The sequence below is a fragment of the Mesorhizobium sp. W050 genome (assembly GCF_054719535.1).
In genome coordinates this window covers 3,513,625-3,536,143 of record NZ_JBTTIH010000001.1, presented here as the reverse complement: position 1 = coordinate 3,536,143, position 22,519 = coordinate 3,513,625, and the positions used below count along the sequence as shown (strand labels likewise).

Below are 22,519 nucleotides of genomic sequence, written 5' to 3'. Positions count from 1 at the left end.
CTGTAACATTTCCGTGTCTGCGTTTGCCGGCCGAATCTGACCGAATCGTGACCTATGGTGAACTAGCCGGCGAATGTTTCATGACTGTGCCGACATGTTTAATAAAATGTTTCAGCGGCTCCTGACCTATGAACCAGCGATGCTTTTGCCGGAAGTTGCGACTTGACGGCAACACCGGCCAAGGCGATAAAGCCGCCGATGAAAACGTTTTTCGCCATTTGTGGCATTTGCATTATTGGCTAGCTTCGCGCTGGTCCGGACGTTTTCGCCTCATCTTTCCCCAGAGTGGACAAACGCCCCGGCCAGCAGGCTGGAGCCCGATTTGTGCCTTGGCACAGGTAAGGCTCTCTCCAGAACTTAACGGACCGGAAGGGCACGCATGTCTGACGCATCGAAGGGTCTCAGCCTCTACAACACGCTAACGCGGACGAAGGACGTGTTCCTCCCGATCGACCCGTCGAATGTGCGCATGTATGTCTGCGGCCCAACCGTCTACGACTTTGCCCATATCGGCAATGCGCGTCCGGCGATCGTCTTCGACGTGCTGTTCCGTTTGCTGCGTCACCTCTATGGCGAGGCTGGTGTCACGTATGTGCGCAACATCACAGATGTCGACGACAAGATAAACGCCCGCGCGCTGCGCGATTTCGGCGCCGAGATCGCGTCGGGAAGCCTGACGCTCAACGAGGCGATCCGCCGCGTCACCGAAAAAACCGCCGACCAGTATCACAAGGATGTCGCCGCACTCGGCTGCTTGCCGCCGACGGTCGAGCCACGCGCCACCGAGTTCGTCGCGCGCCGCGCCGACGGCAAGGTTGACATGATCACCTTGATCGAACGTTTGATCGAACGCGGCCACGCCTATGTCGCCGCCGGCGAAGTGCTGTTCGACACCGCCTCGATGCCGGATTATGGCGAGCTGTCGAAGCGCAATCTCGACGAACAGCAGGCCGGTGCGCGAATTGCCGTCGACGCTCACAAGAAGAACCCGGGCGATTTCGTGCTGTGGAAATTGTCGTCACCGGAAGAGCCCGGCTGGGACAGCCCATGGGGCAGGGGCCGGCCGGGCTGGCACATCGAATGCTCGGCCATGTCGGCCGCCTATCTCGGCGATGTCTTCGACATCCATGGCGGCGGCCTCGATTTGATCTTCCCGCACCATGAGAACGAGATCGCCCAGTCGCGTTGCGCCCACGGCACCGACGTCATGGCCAATATCTGGATGCACAATGGCTTCCTGCAGGTCGAGGGCCAGAAAATGTCGAAGAGCGTCGGCAATTTCTACGCGATCGCCGAACTGCTGGAGACCGAAACTTTCGGCGGCCGCAAATGGCCGGGCGAGGTGCTGCGTCTGGCGATGCTGATGACGCATTACCGCGAGCCGATCGATTTCTCCGTGCGCAAGCTGGAGGAAGCCGAGAACACGCTGCGCAAATGGAAACGCGCGGCTGACCTGGCGCCGTCGGCAGGGCAAGTCCCGGCGGAGATTGTGGCGGCGCTGTCTGACGACCTCGCCACCTATGCCGCCTTCCAGCAGCTCACGCAGCTTGCCGGTGAGGCCGCGGAGGGCAACGAAGCGGCCGCATCGCTGAAGGCATCGCTGTTGTTCCTCGGCTTCGATATCGGCGCGGCCAAGGTCGACGAGGCAGCGATCGCCAAGGCGATCGCCAAGCGCTTGGAACTGATCGCAGCGAAAAACTGGGCCGAGGCCGACCGCATCCGCGACGAGCTTCTGGAGCAAGGCGTGCAGCTGAAGGACGGCAAGGATCCTGTCACCAACGAACGCGTGACGACGTGGGAGGTGAAGCGGTGAGGGTGGCGCGAGACACCGTTGTAAGATTGGCGAAGGCGGCAGCGACAGCCAATCTCCCCCCTTGCGGGGGAGATGTCCGGCAGGACAGAGGGGGGTTCGAAGGAACGCCAGCGTTCCTTCTTGCCCACTTTCATTTAGGCCACTTTCTGAGAACGCAATGGCTGCCGGTTGAGACGCTGGCGGGACAGCACCCCCCTCTGTCCTGCCGGACATCTCCCCCGCAAGGGGGGAGATCAGCCCTCGCCTCGGTTTTCGCTAATCGCCAGCGCGGAGTGGCCTGAGCATGGGTCACGACCTCGTTCCATCGCGTCAGCGCAAGAATGCAAAGTCCATGCGTCGCGTCATGACCGATGCCGAGCTGAAACTGTGGAATGAGTTGCGGGCTCACCGGCTGATCGGGATGAGCTTTCGCCGACAGGTACCGATTGGACCCTACATTGTCGACTTCGCCTGTTCGGCCCACCACCTCGTAGTCGAGGTTGATGGCAGTCAGCATGCCGACGTAGAAGATGCAGAACGCGACAAGGCACGCAGCGCTCAATTGAGTGCCAGTGGCTGGACCATCCTGCGCTTCTGGAACGACGACGTCATCCGCGATATCGACAATGCCTGCCAGCACATCGTCATCGGGGCCGGCTTGGCCGGCGCCGACGTGCCGGCGCCAGCAAGGGAGGAGCTTGTTTCATGATCGACCATCTCGGCATCAATGTCGCCGACTTCGACGCGTCGAAAGCCTTTTATGACCAGGCGATAGCGCCGCTTGGCGCCTCGCTGATCTACATGGTGCCACTGGAATATACCGGCGCGAAGGTCGGTGGCTATGGCCGCGACCGGCCGGTGTTCTGGCTGCAGGCCAGCGATGACAAGCCGAGGACCCATCAGCACGTCGCCTTCACCGCGCGCAGCCGCGCCGAGGTCAACGCCTTCCATGCCGCGGCGCTCGCCGCCGGCGGCAAGGACAATGGCGGGCCGGGGCTGCGCCCGCATTATCACCCGGACTATTACGGCGCCTTCGTCTTGGATCCCGACGGCAACAATGTCGAGGCCGTCTGCCATGCGCCCGAATGACTATGAAACGGAGTGAGACGCCATGAGCCTCGACAACCGGCCGATCTACACCGGTGGCTGCCAGTGCGGCGCGGTGCGCTTTCGCGTCGAGGGTGCGCTGGGTGACGCCTCGATCTGCCATTGCCGCATGTGCCAGAAGGCGTTCGGCTCATTTTACGCGCCCCTGGTCTCGGTGCGTGGCGCCAAACTCGACTGGACGCGCGGCGAACCGAAATATTTCGCCTCGTCCAGCCATGTCGATCGTGGCTTTTGCGCCAATTGCGGCACGCCGCTGACCTTTACCGCGCCCGACGGCATCGGCCTCGCCATCGGCGCCTTCGACAATCCGGCTGATATCGTGCCGCTGATCCAGTGGGGCACGGAGGCAAAACTTCCCTATGTCGATACCATCCCGCAATTGCCGGGCGAGGACACCATGGCCGACATGTCGTCGGCGCCTTATCTCGCCGAGCTCGTCTCCTACCAGCATCCCGACCATGACACCGAACAATGGGACACCGAACACCGGCCGCCAGAGGGAAAATCATGACCGATGAAGTTCGAACCGGCGGCTGCCAGTGCGGTGCCGTGCGTTTCCGCATCAAGGGCAAGCTCGGCCGGGCGTCCATCTGCCATTGCCGCATGTGCCAGAAACAGTTCGGTTCGTTTTTCGGCGCGCTGGTGACAGTGCCCAAGGATGGCGTCGAATGGATGCGCGAAGAGCCCACCTATTTCCAGTCGTCGGTCAACATCGATCGCGGCTTCTGTGCCCGCTGCGGTACACCGCTGACCTATCGCCAACCTGGCGCACTGGAGATCGCCATCGGCGCCTTCGACGACCGCTCCGATCTGGCGCCGCAGATCCAGGTCAACTACGCGGTCCGATTGCCTTGGGTGGAAACGATCTTTGACCAGCCCATGCATCAGGATCCGGATTTCTACTCCCGCCAGGAGCAGATCATCTCCTTCCAGCATCCCGACCACGAAACCACGGACTGGCCCGCGCACGGCCTGAAAATATGAGCAATGAAATGAACAGTGAACTTCGTACTCTTTATCCAGAGATCGAGGCGTTCGAGTCCGGCATGCTCGATGTCGGCGACGGCCATCATATCTACTGGGAGCGCTCCGGAACCAGGGGCGCCAAGCCGGCCGTTTTCCTGCATGGCGGTCCCGGCGGCGGCTTCTCGCCAAAACATCGGCAATTGTTCGACCCGAAGCTTTACGACGTCATCCTGTTCGACCAGCGCGGCTGCGGGAAATCGACACCCAACGCCTCGCTCGAGGCCAACACCACCTGGCACCTGGTTGCCGACATCGAGCGGCTGCGTGAGATGTGCGGCTTCGAAAAATGGCTGGTGTTCGGCGGCTCGTGGGGCTCGACGCTGGCGCTGGGCTATGCCGAGACGCATCCTAATCGCGTCAGCGAGCTTGTCGTGCGCGGCATCTACACGCTGACCCGCGCCGAACTCGAATGGTACTATCAGTTCGGCGTCTCCGAGATGTTCCCCGACAAATGGGAGCGTTTCCTGGCGCCAATTCCTGAAGCCGAGCGCGGCGACATGATGGCCGCTTACCGCAGGCGGTTGGTCGGCGCCGATGGCAAGGCGGAGCTGGAAGCCGCCCTTGCCTGGAGCCTGTGGGAAGGTGAGACGATCACGCTGCTACCGGAGCCGGAGACCAGCGACAAGTTCGGCGAGGACGACTTCGCCATCGCCTTTGCCCGCATCGAGAACCACTATTTCGTCCACGCCGGCTGGCTGGAGGAGGGGCAGCTTCTGCGCGATGCCCATAAGCTCGCGGATATTCCCGGCACAATCGTCCACGGCCGCTACGACATGCCGTGCCCGGCGCGCTATGCCTGGGCCCTGCACAAGGCCTGGCCGAAGGCGGATTTCCACCTCATCGAAGGCGCCGGCCATTCCTATTCGGAGCCGGGGATTCTGGATCGGCTGATACGCGCGACGGATGGGTTTGCGGGGAAATGACAGCGCGTGGCACCCCCCTCTGTCCTGCCGGACATCTCCCCCTCAAGGGGGGAGATTGGCTGTCATCGGCGCTTTCGCAAATCTCCGTCGCTGCAGGAAACGATCCGACGCTAAAGCTGCCGATCTTCCCCCTTGAGGGGGAGATGGCCGGCAGGCCAGAGGGGGGTGCTCGCGCGCCAACAGAACAATGACCAAACAACGCCTCTATCTCTTCGACACAACCCTCCGCGATGGCCAGCAGACGCCGGGCATCGACTTTTCCGTCGAGGACAAGATCGCGATTGCCAAGCTGCTCGATGAGTTCGGCATGGACTATGTCGAAGGCGGCTATCCCGGCGCCAATCCGACCGACACCGCCTTCTTCCAGCAGAAGCGCACGGCGAAGGCAAAGTTCGTCGCCTTCGGCATGACCAAGCGGGCAGGCGTGTCGGCATCCAACGACCCGGGCCTGGCAGCGCTCGTGCAGTCCAAGTCCGACGCCATCTGCTTCGTCGCCAAGAGCTGGGACTATCATGTCCGCGTCGCGCTCGGCTGCACCAATGAGGAAAACCTCGACTCGATCAACGCGTCGGTCGAAGCAGCTGTTGCCGCCGGCAAGGAAGCGATGGTCGATTGCGAGCATTTCTTCGACGGCTTCAAGGCCAATCCGGACTACGCACTGGCCTGCGCCAGGACCGCCTATGATGCCGGCGCGCGCTGGGTGGTGTTGTGCGACACCAATGGTGGCACGCAGCCCTCGGAAGTGCGCGCCATCGTCGACAAGGTCATTGTTTCAGGTATTCCGGGCGGCCATCTCGGCATCCATGCCCATGACGACACCGGCCAAGCGGTGGCCAATTCGCTCGCCGCCGTCGAGGCCGGCGTGCGCCAGATCCAAGGCACGCTGAACGGCATCGGCGAGCGCTGCGGCAACGCCAATCTGGTCTCGATCGTACCGACGCTGGCGCTGAAGCCGGCCTTCGCCGATCGGTTTGAAACCGGCATCTCGGCCGAGGCGCTGACCGGGATATCCCGGCTTTCCCGCGCCTTCGACGAATTGCTGAACCGCGCTCCGGAAGCGCAGGCGCCCTATGTCGGCGCCTCAGCCTTCGCCACCAAGGCCGGCATCCATGCCTCCGCACTGGCCAAGGAGCCGGCGACCTATGAACATGTGCCGCCCGAGGCGGTAGGCAACCGCCGCCGCGTTATGGTTTCGGACCAGGGTGGCAAGGCCAATTTCCTCGCCGAGCTGAAGCGGCGCGGCATCGATGTGCCCAGAGACGACCATCGTCTCGATGAGCTGATCTCGGTGGTCAAGGAGCGCGAGGCCGAGGGCTACGCCTATGAGGGGGCCGATGCCTCCTTCGAGCTGTTGGCGCGCAAAATGCTGCACGGCCTGCCGGAGTTCTTCAACGTCACTTCGTTCCGCTGCATGGTCGAGCGCCGCTTCGATGCCAACGGCCAGTTGAAGACGGTCTCCGAAGCCATCGTCAAGGTGATGGTCGAGGGCGAGGAGAAAATGTCGGTGGCCGAAGGCCACGGCCCGGTCAACGCGCTCGACATCGCGTTGCGCAAGGACCTCGGCAAGTTCCAGAGCGAGATCGCCGACATGGAGCTCGCCGATTTCAAGGTGCGTATCCTCAATGGCGGCACCGAGGCGATCACTCGCGTCCTGATCGAATCGCATGACGGCACCGGCGCACGCTGGTGGACGGTCGGCGTCTCGGAAAACATCATCGACGCCTCCTTCCAGGCGCTGATGGATTCGATTGTCTACAAGCTGATGAAGAACCGCGACATGGCGGGATTGGTGGCGGCGGAGTAGGGTTGCAAGACGTGGGTTTCTCGCCCCCCGAAGTGGGGCGAGGAACTGGCGCCGCCCCTTGAACCATCAGCGGAAGTCCATTGATCCATCATAATTTTGCGATGGTTTTGGATGGCCCACTGGGCCATAGCGTTTGCCATGGCCAGCGACACGATCCAGCCCGACGCCGACTCCAAAGCCCGCAACGGCTTTCTCCTCGCGCTCGGCGCTTATCTGCTATGGGGGCTGTTGCCCTTCTACATGAAGGCGGTTGCGCATCTGCCGCTGATCGAGGTGATCGCCCACCGCATCGTTTGGTCGGTGCCGATTGCTGCTGCAGTGCTGGTCTGGGCCGGTCGGACCGCCGATTTCAAGGGGGCAATCCGCTCACCACGCAGCATCGCCATGGCGGCGTTGACGGCGACCCTGATCTCCGTCAATTGGGCCATCTATGTCTGGGCGATCTCGGTTGACCGCACCGTCGAGACCGCGCTCGGATACTACATCAACCCATTAGTTAGCATCGTCGTCGGCGCGTTGTTGCTCGGCGAGAAGCTCGACCGGCTGCAGATCGCGGCCGTGTTGCTGGCGGCGGTCGCAGTTGCCGTTCTGACCGTCGATGCCGGCAAATTGCCTTGGGTATCGTTGGCGCTGGCGTTTTCCTTCGCTGCATATGGGTTCTTCCGCAAGACGCTGCCGATCGGCCCGAGCCAGGGCTTTCTGCTCGAAGTGCTTTTGCTGTCGGTGCCGGCGCTTGCCTACGTCGTCTTCCTAGTCGTCAACGGCCAGGACCATTTCATCTCCAGCAACGGCACCGATATGGCTTTGCTCATCGGCTGCGGGCCAGTCACCTCGGTGCCGCTGCTTCTGTTCGCCTTCGGCGCCAAGCTTCTGCGCCTCTCCACCATCGGCATCATGCAGTACATCGCACCGACCATGGTGTTCCTGATCGCCGTGCTGATTTTCGACGAGCCGTTCGGCACCACGCAAGCAATTGCCTTTGCGCTGATCTGGGCGGCATTGGCGATGTATTCCTGGTCGATGTTTCGTGGCCGTGAAATCCGCCCGGTGGCGTTGGCCCCGAAGTAGGGAGCCTTTCGATGTACGTGCTGCATATCGCCAACAAGAACTATTCGTCATGGTCGCTGCGGCCATGGGTGCTGATGTGCACCCTCGACATTCCGTTCGAGGAGCAATTGACGCCGTTTCCGACCGGGCCCAGTTTCGATCTCTACCGGGCGTTCTCGCCCAGCGGGCGCGTGCCTTGCCTGGTGGATGACGGCTGGGCTGTCTGGGATTCGCTGGCTATTGCCGAGTATCTCGCCGAGCGCCACCATGGCGTGTGGCCTGCCGAGGCCAAGGCGCGAGCCTGGGCGCGCTCGGCCGCCGCCGAAATGCATTCTGGTTTCACGGCCTTGCGCGGCGCATGCCCGATGAATTGCGGCTTGCGGGTAAAACCGTTGCCGATGTCGGACGCGCTTAAGCAGGATCTGTTCCGTTTGGGCGATCTCTGGAACGATGGCCTTGCCCGGTTCGGCGGGCCGTTCCTTGCCGGCGGCCATTTCACCGCAGTCGATGCCTTCTTCGCCCCGGTGGCGTTCCGCGTCCAGTCCTATGGATTGTCTTTCGAAGGTGCTGCTGCCGCCTATCCCGCGCAATTGCTCGGCCTGCCGGCGATGCAGGACTGGTATGCGGCGGGTCTCGCCGAGACCTGGCGGGAGCCGGACCATGAAGCGGAGGTCGCTGCCTCCGGCACTATCGTCGAGGATCTTCGCGCTACGGCGTGATGGGCAGCGGGGCCTCTCTCACTATTCACTATCACATCTTATCAATCACCGACTGCACGCCTTCCGTCGGGGCATCGACCGACGACCCCGCCACCATGATGGCGGCGACGATTGCCTCGGGGTCTTCGACCACCAGCGGCCTGACCCGCTGTGCGGTGTGGATGAAGCCTTCGCTGGCCATATGGTCGAGCAGCGCCAGCATCGGATCCCAGAACCCTTGAACGTTGGCGAAGACGATCGGCTTGCGGTGATGGCCGAGCTGGCCCCAGGTCATGATCTCGACGATTTCCTCGACCGTGCCGATGCCGCCGGGCAGCGCCACAAAGGCGTCGGATTTCTCGAACATCTTGTGCTTGCGCTCGTGCATGTTGTCGGTGATCAGCAACTCGTCGAGCCGGTCAAGCGCGGTTTCGGTCGCCTCCTTGTTGATGAGGAAGCGCGGAATGATGCCCGTTACCTTGCCGCCGGCCTTGAGCGCGCCTTCGGCGACTGCGCCCATAATGCCTTTGGTGCCGCCGCCATAGACCAGCCGCAGGCCGGCTTTGGCGAGCGAGCGGCCAAGCAGGTGCCCGGCCTTGGCATAGATTTCATCGCGGCCCGGAGACGAGCCGCAATAGACGCAGACGGATCGAATCGTGTTCATTCGTGATTGGTGATTGGGTCTGAATGCGGGGTCAAGCCCCAAGGGCTGACAAGCCCGGGCTTTTTCTTGTCGGTGCCGGCAAAACACGCTAGACCGGCTTCAGGTGGCTAAGGGGTAGGGGAAATATGGCTGTTAATCCATTGAAGGCGTTTCTGTTCGCGGCCGGTGGGACCGTCGCGGTCGTCGGAACCGCCTATGTATCGGGCGCACTCGACCCGTATCTGAATCCCACGCCGCCTGCGGCGATTGCATCGCTGACGCCGCCGGCTGAAAAGCCGGCCGATCCGGGGACCGAGGGAAGGCTGCCGCCGGCGCCCGCCGCGCCCACCGATGCCAAGGCTCCCGCAGCACCCGCGCCTGCCGACGCAACGGCTCCCGCGACCGAAGCTGCGGCTCCGGCGGCACCTGCCGCGCCCGCTGCTGCCCCAACAACCCCAGCGCCGGCCGCGGCCGGCCCGGTTGCGCCGAGCTTCGACGTCGTGCGCGTCGAAAGCAACGGCTCGATCGTCGTTGCCGGCAATGCTGCGCCCAATTCGAAGATCGAGATCCTCAACGGCTCCTCGGTGCTTGGCTCGACTGTCGCCGGTCCGGACGGCGCCTTCGTCATCGTTCTCGACGATCCGCTGAAGCCCGGCGACTATACGATTGCGTTGCGCGCGACGGCCGACGATGTGGTTACCCCTTCCGTGCAGACCGCCGTCGTTTCGGTTCCCAAGGACGCCGCCGGCCAGGTGCTGGCGATGGTCGAGGAACCCGGCAAGCCGGCCGAGCTGCTTAGCGTCCCGGCGCCTGAGACCAAGCCCGCGGCACCGGCCGCCGGCGATCAGGCTGCTGCCCCGGCCGCCGATGCACCTGCCGCGACCGCACCCGCCGCTCCCGCTGAAACCGCGCCTGCAGCTCCGGCTGTGGAAGCCGCCGCCGCTCCGGCAACACCGGTGCCGGCACCGGCGACGCCGCCGGCTGCCGCCGTGGCTGAACCCAAGATCGTCGTCGAAGCGGTCGAGATCGACGGCGACAAAATTTTCGTTGCCGGTCTGGCTGACGCCGGCCGCAAGGTGCGCGCCTATGCCAACGATATCCTGCTTGGTGATGCGGTGACCTCGCCCGACGGTCATTTCCTGGTCGAGGCGACGCGCGATATCCCGGTCGGCAACTACACCATCCATGTCGACGGTCTCGATGCGGACGGCGTGAAGGTGGTAGCGCGTGCCGCCGTGCCGTTCGAGCGCGAACCCGGCGAGGCGATCGCCGCCGTGGCGCCCGCGGAGGCCAAGCCCGCCGAGACCAAGCCCGCCGAAGCAAAGCTTGCTGAGCCGGCCGCACCGGCTGCTGCCGAAGCACCAGCCGCTCCGGAGCCTGCGCCAGCCAATGTCGCGGCTGCCCCTGCAAAGCCCGCACCGGCTGCTGCCGCATCCGCACCAGCCGCACCGGCGGCTGAAGCCCCGGCTCCGGCTGCCCCGGCGGTTGCCGAGGCACCTGCGTCACCGGCAGCGCCCGCCGCTGAGGCTCCAGCCGTCGTCGCGGCGGCAACGCCCGACGTGCCCGAGACGGTGGCGCCAAAGCTCGAACATGCCGACGGCGCGGTCATCATCCGCAGGCACGACACGCTGTGGCGGATCTCGCGGCGCGTCTACGGTCACGGCGTGCGCTTCTCGACCATTTATCTCGCCAACCAGGACCAGATCAGCGATCCCGACCGCATCTGGCCGGGGCAGGTGTTCAAGGTTCCGGAAAAGTCCAAGGAAGGCGAAGCCGCCGACCTCAAGGCGATGGGCGAGCAAGCGACGACGGCGCAGACGAAGACGCAGTAGTTTGGCGATTGGCTAATCTCCCCCCGAGTGGAGGAGATTGCCGGCAGGCCAGAGGGGGTCGCCGCGCATAGAACGCCGACCTTCTCTTTGCTGCAAACGACGTTGCGTCAGGACGTACCGACCCCCTCTGTCGCCTTCGGCGACATCTCCCTCTCGAGGGGGGAGATTAGGTCGCTCTACCCATCGGGTTAGCTTGCCACGCACCCGTTCATCGTCTATCGCCGATGAACGATGGCAGACTCGCTCGCTGAACCAGACCACGCAAACTGCGCACCGCCCCAAAGCCGCGCCGTTGCCGCCCGCTTCGCGGCACTCTCGCATCCGGCGCGCATCGAGATCCTTAGACATCTCTCGGCCAGCAATTCCTGCTGCTGCCGCGAGGTGGTCGATCATCTCGATCTGGCGCAGTCCACCGTGTCCCAGCATCTGAAGATCCTGGTCGAAGCCGGGCTGGTCCGCTTCCAATCCGACCGTCAGCGCTCGCGCTACGAAGTCGACCGCGCCGCGCTCGCCGACGTTTCCGCATCGCTGACCGCACTCGTCAATTCCTGCTGCTCCGGCCGCTGATTTCTCACCCAAAAGGCAAGACAAGTGGCAGAAAAAACCGTTTCCGATAGCTCGACCTTCAGCACCTTGCGCAATCTGTGGCCCTATATGTGGCCGGCCGACCGCGCCGATCTCAGGGCACGCGTCACCTGGGCAACGCTGCTTCTGGTCGTTGCCAAGCTGACACTGGTTGCCGGGCCGTACTTCTTCAAATGGGCGACCGATTCTCTGGCCGGTGACGCCAAATCGCCGCCGCCGCTGCCGTCCTTCCTGCTGGCGCCGGTGATGCTGGTCGTCGCCTACAATGTCGTGCGGCTGGTGCAACTCGGCTTCAACCAGCTGCGCGATGCGCTGTTTGCCCGCGTTGGCCAGTATGCGGTGCGCCAGCTTGCGTTCCGCACCTTCGTTCACATGCACCAGCTGTCGCTGCGCTTTCACCTCGAGCGCCGCACCGGCGGCCTGTCGCGCATCATCGAGCGCGGCACCAAGGGCATCGAGACGATCGTGCGCTTCATCATGCTGAACACGGCGCCGACCATCCTCGAATTCGCGCTGACCACCGGCATCTTCGCCTACACCTATGGCTGGAAATATGTGGTCGTGGTGGCGGCCACGGTGTGGCTCTACGTCTGGTTCACGGTGCGCGCCAGCGACTGGCGCATCTCGATCCGCCGCGACATGAACGACAGCGACACCGACGCCAACACCAAGGCGATCGACTCGCTGCTCAACTACGAGACCGTCAAATACTTCAACAACGAGGGTATGGAGGCTGAGCGCTTCGACCGTTCGATGGCGCGCTATGAAATGGCGGCGACCAGGATATGGACCTCGCTCGGTTGGCTGAATTTCGGCCAGGGCATCATCTTCGGTCTCGGCACCGTCATCGTCATGTGCATGTCGGCGCTGGAGGTGCAGGCCGGCACGCAGACGGTCGGCGACTTCGTCTTCATCAACGCCATGCTGATGCAGCTTTCGGTGCCGCTCAATTTCATCGGCTTCATCTACCGCGAAATCCGCCAGGGGCTGACCGACATCGAGCAGATGTTCGACCTGCTCGATGTGCCGCAGGAAATCACCGACAAGCCGGATGCCAAGCCGCTCGCTGTTACAGCCGGCAAGGTCGAGTTCCGCGACGTGCACTTCGCCTACGACCCCAGCCGCAAGATTCTGAAGGGCGTCTCCTTTGAGGTTCCGGCCGGCAAGACGGTGGCCATCGTGGGCCCGTCCGGCGCCGGCAAGTCGACGATTTCGCGGCTCTTGTTCCGCTTCTACGACGTCCAGGGCGGTCAGGTGCTGATCGACGGCCAAGATGTCCGTGATGTGACGCAGGCGAGCCTGCGCGGCGCCATCGGCATGGTGCCGCAGGACACCGTGCTGTTCAACGACACCATCGCCTACAACATCCGTTACGGTCGCATCGGTGCCAGCGAAGAGGATATGCAGAAAGCCGCCGAGCTTGCCCAGATCGGCCCGTTTATCGAACGGCTGCCGGAAGGTTATCGCTCGATGGTCGGTGAGCGCGGGCTAAAGCTGTCGGGCGGCGAAAAGCAGCGCGTGGCGATTGCCCGCACGATTTTGAAGGCGCCGCCGATCCTGATGCTCGACGAGGCGACCTCGGCGCTGGACAGCCACACCGAACAGGAGATCCAAGCCGCCCTCGACCTAGTCAGCAAGGGCCGCACCACCATCGTCATTGCCCACCGCCTGTCGACGGTGATCACCGCCGACGAGATCATCGTACTCAAGGACGGCGAGATCGCCGAGCGCGGCACCCATGCCGAGCTGATGCGCCAACATGGCCTCTACGCCTCGATGTGGGATCGCCAGCGCGAGGCGACGGAAGCCGAAGAGAGGCTTCGGATTGCCAGGGAGAGCGATGAGTTGGGTGTGGTTGTGCGCAGAAGGACTTCGGAGGTGAGCTAGGCGGCGGAGCGCCGATCTCCCCCCTTGAGGGGGAGATGTCGCCGAAGGCGACAGAGGGGCTCACCGCGCGTGGAGCGCTAACCTTCATCGGTCGCAAGGGGGGCGCATCCAGTCGAACCGACCCCCTCTGGCCTGCCGGCCATCTCCCCCTCAAGGGGGGAGATACGCAGCGTCGTCGCCATCATCACCACCGAAAATTTCCCCTTGACCTCAACCTAAGTTGAGATCGCAAACCCTTTCCTGAGCCACCGAACCCAAGTCGTTCAAGAACGGAGACAGATTCAAATGGATAAACTTGCCGAGGCAGCCGTGTTCAGGGTCGACAAATTCGTCGTTCCTGCCGAGGCCCGTGAAGAAATCCTTCGCAAGGTCAGGGCGACTCATGAATTGCTGCGTCTGCAGCAAGGCTTCGTCCAGGATTTCGTGCTCGAGCAATTTTCGGGTCCGGGTGAGTTCAACCTGGTCACCATTGTCGAATGGGAAAACCAGGCGGCCGTCGACAATGTCGTGCCGATCGTCAAGGCGGCCCACGAGCGGGCGGGCTTCAACCCGCAGGAGACCATTGCCCGGTTGGGTGTGAAGGCCGATATCGCCAACTATCAGCGTCTGCCTGAGATGTAGGAGGGCCAGCCCGTGCCAGGTGCTGGCGCCTCGACGCTCAGCACCTGGCCGGTGCGGGCATCGCTGATCATGTTCTCGAAACCACGCCATTCGGCGGCGACGATGAACAGTGTCGTGCCATCCGGCCCGCCCAGCATGCAGGCAAAGCAGCCGCGATCGGCATCGACTGTCTGCAACACCTCGCCACCTTCGCGCACCCGCACGCAGCGCTTGTTGGGAACATCCGCGTACCAGGCAGCCCCTTCGGCATCGAGGCAGATGCCGTCGGGAAAGCCATCGAGATCGGCCCAGACCCGGCGGTTGGAAAGCCCGCCATCCTCCGCGATATCGAAGGCGGTCAGCCGGTTGGCATGCGACTCCGCCACGATCAGTGTCCTGTTGTCCGGCGTCACCGCCATGCCGTTGGCGAAAGCGATGTTCTCGGCCACTTGTCGAACCGAGCCGTCCGGCGTGATCAGCACGATGGTGCCGGGCCCGAAATGCTCGCCCGGTGCAGGCGCCGACCCGCCGCCATTGACATAGGTGTTGCCGCGCCCGTCGACGACGATCTCGTTCCACGGGCTCTTTGACAGTTCTCTCAAATCGGCATGGGTGGCGAGCGTCCCGTCCGCCTCCTGCCGCAGCAGCAGCCCTTCACGCCCCGAGATGACCAGCAGCCGCCCGTCCGGCAGCCAGTCGATGGAATAGGGCAGGGTGGCTGGTATCTTGAGCAGGATCTCGCTGTCGCCGTCTGCATCGACGGCGACGATCTCGCCGGTGCCCCAATTGCAGAGCCACAGCCGTCCGTCATGCCAGCGCGGCGACTCCCCGAACGCGAGGCCGGCGGCAACGAGACGCGTCTGGTTCAGCATTTTGAGGTAACTCCTTGTTGGGTGCGCAATCATGGCAAGGAACCATGATCGCCGTCTCACCAAGGACGGGTGAGGGGTGGTTTTGCCGACAGCAGGTTTACTGTTTTTCGCTCAGGAGGAACGTTCCATCGGCATGGCCGTGGCGCCGCATGACGGTGGCTCCGATCTGCCATCCTTGCCGGCGTCGCTCTGCTCGACGACAAGCGCATCGCCGTCGCGTCGGAAGGTAAAGACAAAACCGGTTGGGTTGTCGTTGTCGACGGCACGGTCGACCAGCCGCAGAGTGTTGCGCTCCTCGACCGTGCCGTCGATCTCGCATGACCCACTTCCCGAGACTGGATTGGAAACGACATCTTCCGAGATTTCGACCTTGCCTCCGCCAACAGCCTTGATGTCGACGCTGCCGCGCACGCTGCTCCATGTGCCGATCAAACCTGCATCGGGGGGCTTGCGTATGCCGGACAGGAAGGTTGCGCGGTCGCGCAGGAATTCGCCGAGATCGAAAGTCTGTTGGTTCTTGGGCGAACTTTCGTTGAAGCCGGCGATCTGGTCGCGATAGGCGATGAAATCGCTTTGGTCGTCCCGCAGCGCCTTGCCGGCATGAGCATCGAGCCTCTTCAGCAGCGCGGTATAATTCTTCGCGACGTCGGCATCGGCTTGCGCCAGGACCGGATCGGCGCAAATGGCCTTTTCCGCCACGCTGGCGGCCTTGGCGCAGTCGAAGGATGGCTTGCCTTGCGCAACTGCGTGGTCGCTCGCTGCCACAAGTACGGTCAAACGGCACCCACGGCTGACGATCGTATGGCAACAAGATACGTTTTGCCTGAATTCGGCGCCATGCCAGTCGGCCTTTTCGCCGCGCGTTCAGCCGGCGTTGGCCCGAATTCTGGCGGCAAAGCAGCCGACAGGCAGGCACGTCACCGTTTCTGCCGGCTGCGGACGATGCGGCCTTGCCCAATGTTGCGTTGCGGCAGCGGAGCCTTTCCGGTATTGAGGCCGGACCTGAAACAGGGACCGCCCCCATCCCATGAGCCCCAGCCGATGAGCCTTGTCCATTCGATCAAGAATGCCTTCGTTCCGATCCATCGCGAGGGCTATCCGTTCATTGCCGCCTTTGGTGCGGGCACGCTGTTCCTCGGCTATTTCTCCTCGGTGCTGTTCTGGATCGGCCTGATCCTGACCGCCTGGTGCGTCTATTTCTTCCGTGACCCCGAGCGTGTCACCCCCGTCGATGACAGGCTGGTGGTCAGTCCCGCCGACGGCGTCATCTCGGCGGTCGGCCCGGCCGTGCCGCCGCGCGAGCTTGGCCTCGGCAACACCGAGATGACCCGCATCTCGGTGTTCATGAACGTCTTTTCCTGCCATGTGAACCGCGCTCCGGTGCGCGGCCGCATCACCAAAATCGAGCACCGGCCGGGCAAGTTCCTCAATGCCGAACTCGACAAGGCAAGCTCGGAGAACGAGCGCAACGGGCTGGTCATAGACAGTCCCAACGGCATCGTTGTCGCCGTGCAGATTGCCGGCCTGGTGGCGCGCCGCATCGTCTGCTGGGCCGAGACCGGCGGCTCCATTGCAGTCGGCGAACGCTTTGGCCTGATCCGCTTCGGCTCGCGCGTCGATGTCTTCCTGCCGTCGACCGCGGTGCCGCGCGTCGCCGTCGGCCAGACGGCGGTCGGCGGCGAAACCGTGCTCGCCGAATTCGGCGGCGTCTCCGCAACCCCGCTCGTCAGGATTTCGTAAGCGGTGGGCGCGCCGTTCAAAAAGTTCGAGGCCCATGGCAGCGGCGGCCCGCGCATCCGCGAAATTCCGATGCGCATGGTGCTGCCCAATCTGGTCACCGTGCTTGCCATCTGCGCCGGCCTGTCTGGCATCCGCTTCGGCTTCGAGGGCCGTTTCGAGCCGGCCGTGGTGATGGTGCTGCTCGCCGCCTTCCTGGACGGCATAGACGGGCGCCTGGCGCGCATGTTGAAGGCGACATCCAAATTCGGCGCGCAGATGGATTCGCTGGCCGACATCGTCAATTTCGGCGTCGCGCCGGCACTGGTGCTCTACGCCTTCCTGCTCGACCGCGCCGGCTCCTTCGGCTGGATCGCAGCCCTTCTGTTCACCATCGCCTGTGGCCTGCGGCTGGCGCGCTTCAACGTGCTCGACGAAGACCATGACCGGCCGATCTGGCAGAGCGAATACTTCGTCGGCGTGCCGGCGCCGGCCGGCGCCGTGCTGGTTATGCTGCCGCTCTATCTGTCCTTCCTGCGGCTCGGTCTCGAGCCGGACCGCCTGACGGCATTCGTCGCCACCGGCTTCACTGTGCTGGTCGCTTTCCTGCTGGTCAGCCGGCTGCCGGTCTATTCCGGCAAAAGCCTGAAAGTGCCGGGCGACAAGGTGCTGCCGATCATCCTGGCGGTCGTTCTCTACGTCCTGCTGTTGATGACCTATCCCTGGTACACGCTGACCGCCTCTGTCGCAGGCTATCTCATCTTCCTGCCTTTCAGCGTGCGGGCGTATTCGAAGCGCGCCAAGCGCGAGGGCGAAAAAGTGCCGCCGTCGGATATTGGGTAGTTGTTATCTCCCCCCTTGAGGGGGAGATGTCGCCGAAGGCGACAGAGGGGGTCGGTACGCCCCGGACGCGACCTCGTTTGAGCGAAGAGGACGTCGGCGCTTCACGCGAGGCGACCCCCTCTGGCCTGCCGGCCATCTCCCCCTCAAGGAGGGAGATACGCTAAGCCGCCAGGCCCAGCCCCAGCTTCTCGATCGCCAGGTTCCGCGTCGAGACATAATCCGTCTTGCCGGAACCCAGCACCGGGATCTCCTCGACCTTGACGATGTCGTTGGGCACCATCAGTTCGGCCGCACCTGCCTTCTTGCCGAAGGCGCGCAGTTCTTCCGGATCGGCGTCGTCGGCGGTGGTGACCAGCACGATGCGCTCGCCGCGCCTCTTGTCCGGCACCGCCACCGCGGCGTGGCGCTCTTCCGGCCACAGCGACTGCACCAGCATCTCGACGGCGCCCAACGACACCATCTCGCCAGCGATCTTGGCGAAGCGTTTTGCCCGGCCGCGAATGGTGATGAAGCCTTCGCGGTCTACCGAGACGATGTCGCCGGTGTCGTGCCAGCCGTCCAGCGGCTGCAATTCGCCGGGCCGGTCAGCGGTCATGTAGCCCATCATCAAATTCGGCCCGTCAAGCCACAGGCGGCCGGCACCCTCGATACCCTCGACCGGTTCGAGCTTCATGCGCATCGCCGGCAACAGCCGTCCGACCGTACCGTCGCGGCCATGGATGGCGGTGTTGACGGCAACGACTGGGGCGGCCTCGGTCAGCCCGAACCCCTCGATGATCGAGGCATCGAAGCGCTCGCGATAAACGCGCCGCGTCTCCGGCTTCACCGCTTCCGCGCCGGCGACGACGAAGCGCAGGCTGGAGAAATCGCCATCCTTCGCGGTGCGGGCATAGTTGGCAAGGAACGTGTCGGTGCCGAACATGATGGTCGGCTTCACCTTGCGAGCGATCTCCGGGATGATCTTGTAGTGCAGCGGTGACGGGTAGAGGAACAGTTTCACCCCGGTCACCAGCGGCAGGATGGTGCCGCCGGTCAGGCCGAAAGAGTGAAAAACCGGCAGCACGTTGAGCAGGATGTCGGACGGCGAAATGGTAATGCGCGCCTCGGCCTGCATGGCGTTGGCGTGGAGATTGCGGTGCGACAGCACCACGGCCTTGGGCGTGCCTTCCGAGCCTGAGGTGAACAGGATTGCGGCGGGCTTGGCCGCATCCTGCCGCTGCAGCGGGAACCGCCAGAGCACCGCTGCTGCGAGCCTTTCCAGTGTGGTGACGCTTGCGCGCACATCCTCCAGCCACAGCATCTTGGCGCCGCCGGCCTCGACCGCGGCGATGATGTCGGCAAGCGCCGCCTTCTCGACGAACGCGCGCGAGGAAACCACCGTTCGGATGACTGCCGTGCGCACCGCGGCGGTTACGCTGGCCGGCCCTGCCGTGTAGTTGATCATCGTCGCCACCCGGCCGGCCGAGAGCAGGCCGACGAAGGAAAGCACCACGCCATTGGCGTTGGGCAGCAAAACCCCGACCGCTTCGCCGGGCGCCGCCACCGCCTCGAAACGGCGGCCGAGCACGCGCGCGCCGATGAACATTTTTCGATAGCTGAGCGAGCCGCTGATCACATCCTCGATGATCGGGTGCGAGGCGCCGGTGCGATCCGCGGCATCGCGCATGGCCAGGAACAGGCCGCGATCGAGGTTGCTGCCATAAAGCCGCGCCTCGGCGATGCGGTCGAACAACGCATTGGTGTTGGAAGCCTGGTCGGGGTTGCGCGCCACCAGTTCGGCAATCGTCATTGGCTCCAGCACGCTGATCGAGAGTTTTGGGAACCAGTGGCGCGGCGCCCGGTTCTTTGGCGTCAAGGAAACCGGCAGGTCGCGCGAGCCGGTGACGAAGATCGGCACGATGCGGGCGTCGGCCTGCATGGCGATGCGGGTGACGGCGCGGAACAGGCGAAACGTCTTCACATCGGGCTCGACGTCATCGGGCAGATAGACGGCAAGCCGGCCTTTACCCTTCAGCACCCTGACCAGCCGCCGGCTGACGAAGAGATGCTCGGCGTTGAAGGCGATGGTGCGGCCAAGCTCGCGCCAAGGCTCCATCCAGGGCGAGCGCGCCGAGGCCTCGTCGAGAATGTGCAGCGTGTCGTCGGGCAGCAGCGACAGCATCAGCGCCGGCTCGAAGCGTGACTGGTGCGAGACCACATAGATCACCGGCGTCGGCGCGTTGCGGGCAATGCGGATGCGCCGGTCATCGATCCGGTAGGCGAGCTTGAACGGCACATAGAGCAGCGCCTGGGTAAAGCGCAGGTCGAGACGAAACGTCTCGATCGCGCCAATCAGCAGCCAGGCCAGCACGAGGCCTGCAAGCAGCGCCAGTGTCAGGATCATACCGCGTCTCTCCCAACGTTCCGATATCGCGGCTCTTCGTCCGCTTCGGGGAGAGCGTAGCGCAATGGGGGGCGAGGTCAATGCGGAAGGGACAAGCTCCCCTTCTCCCCTTGGGGAGAAGGTGGATCGGCGCGCAGCGTCGAGACGGTTGAGGGGTGTTCCAGCGGAGTGAGACGTTGAAAAATCAAGACCTATCAAGCGCTTAGTTCTTGAAGATTGCCATCCTACCAACACCCCTCATCCGACCCCGCTTCGCGAGGCCACCTTCTCCCAGAAGGCCAGGCTGCCGCGCGCTCAAGCCGCCTTGATCCGCCCGCTGATGAACCGGAACTCCTGCGACTTGCCGCCATAACCGTACGCCGCGGCCGGGACTTCATGCACGAAGGCATAGCTCTCCTCATGCACGCCACCGAGCAGCTTACCAAAGGTGTCGAAGATCGCCTTCAGATAGGCTTCCAGTTCCAGCTTGGTGTTGGTGCCGTCGACCACCTTGATGTCGAGCCAGAAGGTGTTGGCGCCATGCTCCGCCAGCGATTTGCCGCCGGCGAACCAATGCTGCGGGTCGACATAGGTGACGGCGACGGCGGTGATCGTCGGGTCCTTGCGCAGATGGGCTGCGGTCAGGCCGGTGATTTCCTTGGCGATTGTGGCGGACAGCTTGGCGTCGGGCTTGCCGGTGACGCTGATGTTGATGATGGGCATATTTTCTCTCCTTCGTTTGAGCGGCGTCTGTTTGCCGTTGGAGAGACAATGCCATCATCTTTGAATCAAAAAAATCGAATTGTTTCGAACAGAAGGTTCTGTATTATCGAAGTATGCAAACGCTGGATCCCGATCTGCTCAAAACCTTCCTTGCCTTTGTCGATGGCGGCTCGCTGGCTCAGGCTGCGTCTGTTGTCGGCCGCTCGCCCTCGGCGGTGACCGCGCAGATGCAGCGCCTGGAGGAGATCGTCGGCGAACCGCTGCTGGTGGCGCAGGGGCGCGGGCGCGGGCTGACGCCGGCCGGCGAGGATCTTGTTGGTCATGCCCGCCGCATTCTTGCCGTGCACAGCGAGGCCTGGTTGGCGCTCAAGGGCGCGCGTGCCGCTGGTCGCGTCGCCATCGGCACGACACAGGATTTCGCTGATAGCGGCCTGCCGGAGTTGCTGCGCGCCTTCGCGACCAGCCATCCGCGCGTCAGGGTCGAACTGCGCGTCGGCCGTTCGGCCGAGCTTGGCGAGGCGCTGCAGGCCGGGCAGCTCGATCTGGCCGTTGTCATGCGCAAGACGCCGGCCAATGACGAAGTAGGGCTGTTCAGTGAACCGATGCTGTGGCTGTGTTCGCAAAAGGGCCTTGCCGTGCGGGAAGAGGAACTGCCGCTGGCGCTGCTCGATCCCTATTGCGGCTTTCGCGAAGCGGCACTTGCGGCCCTCGATGCTGCCGGCCGCCGCTACCGCATCGCCGCCGGCAGCGCCAGCCTTGCCGGCTTGCGTACGGCGGTCAATGCCGGCATCGCGCTGACCTTGCGCACCGCCCGCTTTGCCCATTCAGGCATTGCCGAAGCACCGCGCGAATTCGCCCTGCCGCCGGTGCCGACAGCGCAATTCGCGATAAAACTCGGCCAGGGCGCTGAGCGGCCGGCGCGCGATCTTGCCATCCTGCTCAGCGACAACCTCGCCTAGCCCGGCTTTGCCGGCTGATGTCCAAAGAAAAAGCCGACCTTTACGGTCGGCTTTGAGGAGGACGGGTCGAGGGGTTTGGGGGGACTTGGGGGGTGACCCGTCGCACCTAAAACTGCCTGATCCGCATGATGGTTCCATGACTTGGAAAATAATTATTGGGTTGCCGCCACTTTTTCTCGCGGTCAGCCAGTCGCGCCCCGCATGGGCGAAAACCGCGCACAGTACTATGCCGCCGCCGATCAGGCTGGCGGCCGGCGCGATCTCGCCGAGGAACAGGAAGGCGAACAGGATCGCAAACGGCACTTCGGCGGCACCGAGAAGGCCGGACTCAGGCGCAGGGATCAGCCGCGAGCCTTCGGTCCACAGGATCGACGCCGCTGCGAACGATCCTCCGAAGGCGACGAGCAGCACGGCGTCGCGAGCAGAAATCGCCAAGGGGTCGGTGACGAACCAGCCGAGCACGAACAGCAGAAGCGCTGAGACTGCGCCCGCCCACACCACCGGCGTGTCGCGGAAGGCGCGCACCATGATCATGTAGAGCGCGCTGCCGGCGGTCATCAGCAGCGCGAGCCCATCGCCAAACAGATGACCGCTGCCGAAGCCGGAGCCGACCACGATCGCTACGCCGCACAGCGAAACGGCGGCGGCGGCAAGCGTCTGCGCCCGGAACGGCTCGCGCACCAGCACGAAGGCGAGCAGCGCGGTGATGAAAGACGCGGTGGCGTAGATGACCGCGACATTGGCGACATAGGTGAATTTGAACGCCGAGATGAAGGCGATGCTGGCCGCGGCGCCCTCGAGGGCCAGCAGCCAGCCGCGCCAGCCAAGCCGCAAGCTTTCCCGCCCGCCGGAGCGGCGCCGGCGCCACAGCACATAGAAGGTGATCAGGATCGCGCCGACAAAGCCGCGCCAGCAAGTGATGGTCAGCGGGTCGGCGTGGATCGATTTGGTCAGCACGCCGGTGAGGGCGAAGAAAGCCGCCGAGGCCGCCACCAGCATGATGCCGAGCGTACGCTCGGCAGCGGTATCTGTGGTGCCTGGGCCGTCGAGCGCTTCCGTCATCTCAGCAGCCATCCGTCTTCTCCTGCCACCATGCTGTC

General features: G+C 63.9%; 21 protein-coding genes and 1 pseudogene. 16 read left to right on the top strand and 6 right to left on the bottom strand.

The window, feature by feature from the left end:
* The first annotated feature begins 379 nt into the window (after nt 1-379).
* From cysS to ACYG9Y_RS17260, 9 genes are all read left to right on the top strand, one after another.
* A complete protein-coding gene (cysS, locus tag ACYG9Y_RS17300; RefSeq protein ID WP_023738583.1) occupies nt 380-1,813 on the top strand; it encodes a cysteine--tRNA ligase in 1,434 nt (477 codons plus the stop codon).
* A gap of 283 nt (nt 1,814-2,096) precedes the next feature.
* Complete coding sequence (locus tag ACYG9Y_RS17295; protein ID WP_023738584.1) at nt 2,097-2,501, top strand: endonuclease domain-containing protein; 405 nt, start codon at nt 2,097-2,099, stop codon at nt 2,499-2,501.
* Nucleotides 2,498-2,881 (top strand): VOC family protein, encoded by a 384-nt coding sequence (locus ACYG9Y_RS17290; RefSeq protein ID WP_023738585.1) that lies wholly within the window; start codon nt 2,498-2,500, stop codon nt 2,879-2,881. Before ACYG9Y_RS17295 ends, ACYG9Y_RS17290 begins: the two co-directional genes overlap by 4 nt.
* A gap of 22 nt (nt 2,882-2,903) precedes the next feature.
* A complete protein-coding gene (locus ACYG9Y_RS17285; RefSeq protein WP_023687308.1) occupies nt 2,904-3,410 on the top strand; it encodes a GFA family protein in 507 nt (168 codons plus the stop codon).
* Nucleotides 3,407-3,883 carry a GFA family protein gene (locus ACYG9Y_RS17280; protein WP_023687309.1) on the top strand — a complete coding sequence of 159 codons (477 nt, stop codon included), beginning with the start codon at nt 3,407-3,409 and terminating at the stop codon, nt 3,881-3,883. The genes ACYG9Y_RS17285 and ACYG9Y_RS17280 overlap by 4 nt, the downstream gene beginning before the upstream one ends.
* An 8-nt stretch (nt 3,884-3,891) precedes the next feature.
* Nucleotides 3,892-4,848: a prolyl aminopeptidase gene (gene pip / locus ACYG9Y_RS17275; protein WP_023738586.1), complete on the top strand. Its 957-nt coding sequence runs from the start codon at nt 3,892-3,894 to the stop codon at nt 4,846-4,848.
* Between the two features lie 187 nt (nt 4,849-5,035).
* Entirely contained in the window at nt 5,036-6,652 is a 1,617-nt protein-coding gene (gene cimA / locus ACYG9Y_RS17270) for a citramalate synthase (protein WP_023738587.1), read from the top strand.
* 138 nt (nt 6,653-6,790) lie between these two features.
* Entirely contained in the window at nt 6,791-7,720 is a 930-nt protein-coding gene (rarD, locus tag ACYG9Y_RS17265; protein ID WP_023738588.1) for an EamA family transporter RarD, read from the top strand.
* Between the two features lie 11 nt (nt 7,721-7,731).
* A complete protein-coding gene (locus tag ACYG9Y_RS17260) occupies nt 7,732-8,418 on the top strand; it encodes a glutathione S-transferase family protein (RefSeq protein WP_023738589.1) in 687 nt (228 codons plus the stop codon).
* Nucleotides 8,419-8,449: 31 nt separating this feature from the next.
* Here the strand turns inward: ACYG9Y_RS17260 and ACYG9Y_RS17255 are convergent, their stop codons facing one another.
* The gene (locus tag ACYG9Y_RS17255) at nt 8,450-9,061 is read right to left on the bottom strand and encodes an LOG family protein (RefSeq protein WP_023705376.1); all 612 of its coding nucleotides are present in this window, start codon (nt 9,059-9,061) and stop codon (nt 8,450-8,452) included.
* A gap of 125 nt (nt 9,062-9,186) precedes the next feature.
* On the opposite strand from ACYG9Y_RS17255, the gene ACYG9Y_RS17250 reads away from it, so the two are divergent.
* The 4 genes from ACYG9Y_RS17250 to ACYG9Y_RS17235 all read left to right on the top strand — a co-directional run bounded on the left by ACYG9Y_RS17250 (nt 9,187) and on the right by ACYG9Y_RS17235 (nt 13,965).
* Nucleotides 9,187-10,872 (top strand): LysM peptidoglycan-binding domain-containing protein, encoded by a 1,686-nt coding sequence (locus ACYG9Y_RS17250; RefSeq protein WP_352459641.1) that lies wholly within the window; start codon nt 9,187-9,189, stop codon nt 10,870-10,872.
* Nucleotides 10,873-11,103: 231 nt separating this feature from the next.
* Nucleotides 11,104-11,439, top strand: a complete 336-nt coding sequence (locus tag ACYG9Y_RS17245) for an ArsR/SmtB family transcription factor (RefSeq protein ID WP_352459640.1) — start codon at nt 11,104-11,106, stop codon at nt 11,437-11,439.
* Nucleotides 11,440-11,463: 24 nt separating this feature from the next.
* Complete coding sequence (locus ACYG9Y_RS17240; RefSeq protein WP_023738590.1) at nt 11,464-13,344, top strand: ABCB family ABC transporter ATP-binding protein/permease; 1,881 nt, start codon at nt 11,464-11,466, stop codon at nt 13,342-13,344.
* Between the two features lie 285 nt (nt 13,345-13,629).
* Nucleotides 13,630-13,965: an antibiotic biosynthesis monooxygenase gene (locus ACYG9Y_RS17235; RefSeq protein ID WP_023685667.1), complete on the top strand. Its 336-nt coding sequence runs from the start codon at nt 13,630-13,632 to the stop codon at nt 13,963-13,965.
* Here ACYG9Y_RS17235 and ACYG9Y_RS17230 read toward each other — a convergent pair.
* Nucleotides 13,944-14,816, bottom strand: coding sequence for an SMP-30/gluconolactonase/LRE family protein (locus tag ACYG9Y_RS17230; protein ID WP_031253539.1), 873 nt, complete (start codon nt 14,814-14,816; stop codon nt 13,944-13,946). The genes ACYG9Y_RS17235 and ACYG9Y_RS17230 overlap by 22 nt on opposite strands.
* 111 nt (nt 14,817-14,927) lie before the next feature.
* A complete protein-coding gene (locus ACYG9Y_RS17225; RefSeq protein ID WP_198018624.1) occupies nt 14,928-15,593 on the bottom strand; it encodes a lysozyme inhibitor LprI family protein in 666 nt (221 codons plus the stop codon).
* A gap of 24 nt (nt 15,594-15,617) precedes the next feature.
* Between ACYG9Y_RS17225 and ACYG9Y_RS17220 the strand changes: the two genes are divergently transcribed.
* Entirely contained in the window at nt 15,618-16,556 is a 939-nt protein-coding gene (locus ACYG9Y_RS17220; protein WP_348524253.1) for a phosphatidylserine decarboxylase, read from the top strand.
* A 3-nt stretch (nt 16,557-16,559) separates the two neighbouring features.
* The gene (gene pssA, locus ACYG9Y_RS17215; RefSeq protein ID WP_023672701.1) at nt 16,560-17,375 is read left to right on the top strand and encodes a CDP-diacylglycerol--serine O-phosphatidyltransferase; all 816 of its coding nucleotides are present in this window, start codon (nt 16,560-16,562) and stop codon (nt 17,373-17,375) included.
* A gap of 160 nt (nt 17,376-17,535) precedes the next feature.
* Here pssA and ACYG9Y_RS17210 read toward each other — a convergent pair whose 3' ends face one another.
* Entirely contained in the window at nt 17,536-19,758 is a 2,223-nt protein-coding gene (locus tag ACYG9Y_RS17210; protein WP_023738594.1) for an AMP-binding protein, read from the bottom strand.
* A gap of 294 nt (nt 19,759-20,052) precedes the next feature.
* Entirely contained in the window at nt 20,053-20,460 is a 408-nt protein-coding gene (locus ACYG9Y_RS17205) for a tautomerase family protein (protein WP_023738595.1), read from the bottom strand.
* Nucleotides 20,461-20,573: 113 nt separating this feature from the next.
* Here ACYG9Y_RS17205 and ACYG9Y_RS17200 point away from each other — a divergent pair, with 113 nt between their 5' ends.
* Nucleotides 20,574-21,419 carry a LysR substrate-binding domain-containing protein gene (locus ACYG9Y_RS17200; protein ID WP_023738596.1) on the top strand — a complete coding sequence of 282 codons (846 nt, stop codon included), beginning with the start codon at nt 20,574-20,576 and terminating at the stop codon, nt 21,417-21,419.
* 174 nt (nt 21,420-21,593) lie between these two features.
* Here ACYG9Y_RS17200 and ACYG9Y_RS17195 read toward each other — a convergent pair.
* Nucleotides 21,594-22,481, bottom strand: a pseudogene (locus ACYG9Y_RS17195) (DMT family transporter); the annotation flags it as partial.
* Nucleotides 22,482-22,519: the final 38 nt, after the last annotated feature.

What these genes read in the sequence shown, in the direction of transcription:
- cysS (WP_023738583.1), top strand. Translation starts at nt 380, where the DNA reads ATGTCTGACGCATCGAAGGGTCTCAGCCTCTACAACACGCTAACGCGG.
- ACYG9Y_RS17295 (WP_023738584.1), top strand. Translation starts at nt 2,097, where the DNA reads ATGGGTCACGACCTCGTTCCATCGCGTCAGCGCAAGAATGCAAAGTCC.
- ACYG9Y_RS17290 (WP_023738585.1), top strand. Translation starts at nt 2,498, where the DNA reads ATGATCGACCATCTCGGCATCAATGTCGCCGACTTCGACGCGTCGAAA.
- ACYG9Y_RS17285 (WP_023687308.1), top strand. Translation starts at nt 2,904, where the DNA reads ATGAGCCTCGACAACCGGCCGATCTACACCGGTGGCTGCCAGTGCGGC.
- ACYG9Y_RS17280 (WP_023687309.1), top strand. Translation starts at nt 3,407, where the DNA reads ATGACCGATGAAGTTCGAACCGGCGGCTGCCAGTGCGGTGCCGTGCGT.
- pip (WP_023738586.1), top strand. Translation starts at nt 3,892, where the DNA reads ATGAACAGTGAACTTCGTACTCTTTATCCAGAGATCGAGGCGTTCGAG.
- cimA (WP_023738587.1), top strand. Translation starts at nt 5,036, where the DNA reads ATGACCAAACAACGCCTCTATCTCTTCGACACAACCCTCCGCGATGGC.
- rarD (WP_023738588.1), top strand. Translation starts at nt 6,791, where the DNA reads ATGGCCAGCGACACGATCCAGCCCGACGCCGACTCCAAAGCCCGCAAC.
- ACYG9Y_RS17260 (WP_023738589.1), top strand. Translation starts at nt 7,732, where the DNA reads ATGTACGTGCTGCATATCGCCAACAAGAACTATTCGTCATGGTCGCTG.
- ACYG9Y_RS17255 (WP_023705376.1), bottom strand. Translation starts at nt 9,061, where the DNA reads ATGAACACGATTCGATCCGTCTGCGTCTATTGCGGCTCGTCTCCGGGC.
- ACYG9Y_RS17250 (WP_352459641.1), top strand. Translation starts at nt 9,187, where the DNA reads ATGGCTGTTAATCCATTGAAGGCGTTTCTGTTCGCGGCCGGTGGGACC.
- ACYG9Y_RS17245 (WP_352459640.1), top strand. Translation starts at nt 11,104, where the DNA reads ATGGCAGACTCGCTCGCTGAACCAGACCACGCAAACTGCGCACCGCCC.
- ACYG9Y_RS17235 (WP_023685667.1), top strand. Translation starts at nt 13,630, where the DNA reads ATGGATAAACTTGCCGAGGCAGCCGTGTTCAGGGTCGACAAATTCGTC.
- ACYG9Y_RS17230 (WP_031253539.1), bottom strand. Translation starts at nt 14,816, where the DNA reads ATGCTGAACCAGACGCGTCTCGTTGCCGCCGGCCTCGCGTTCGGGGAG.
- ACYG9Y_RS17220 (WP_348524253.1), top strand. Translation starts at nt 15,618, where the DNA reads ATGGCAACAAGATACGTTTTGCCTGAATTCGGCGCCATGCCAGTCGGC.
- ACYG9Y_RS17210 (WP_023738594.1), bottom strand. Translation starts at nt 19,758, where the DNA reads ATGATCCTGACACTGGCGCTGCTTGCAGGCCTCGTGCTGGCCTGGCTG.
- ACYG9Y_RS17205 (WP_023738595.1), bottom strand. Translation starts at nt 20,460, where the DNA reads ATGCCCATCATCAACATCAGCGTCACCGGCAAGCCCGACGCCAAGCTG.
- ACYG9Y_RS17200 (WP_023738596.1), top strand. Translation starts at nt 20,574, where the DNA reads ATGCAAACGCTGGATCCCGATCTGCTCAAAACCTTCCTTGCCTTTGTC.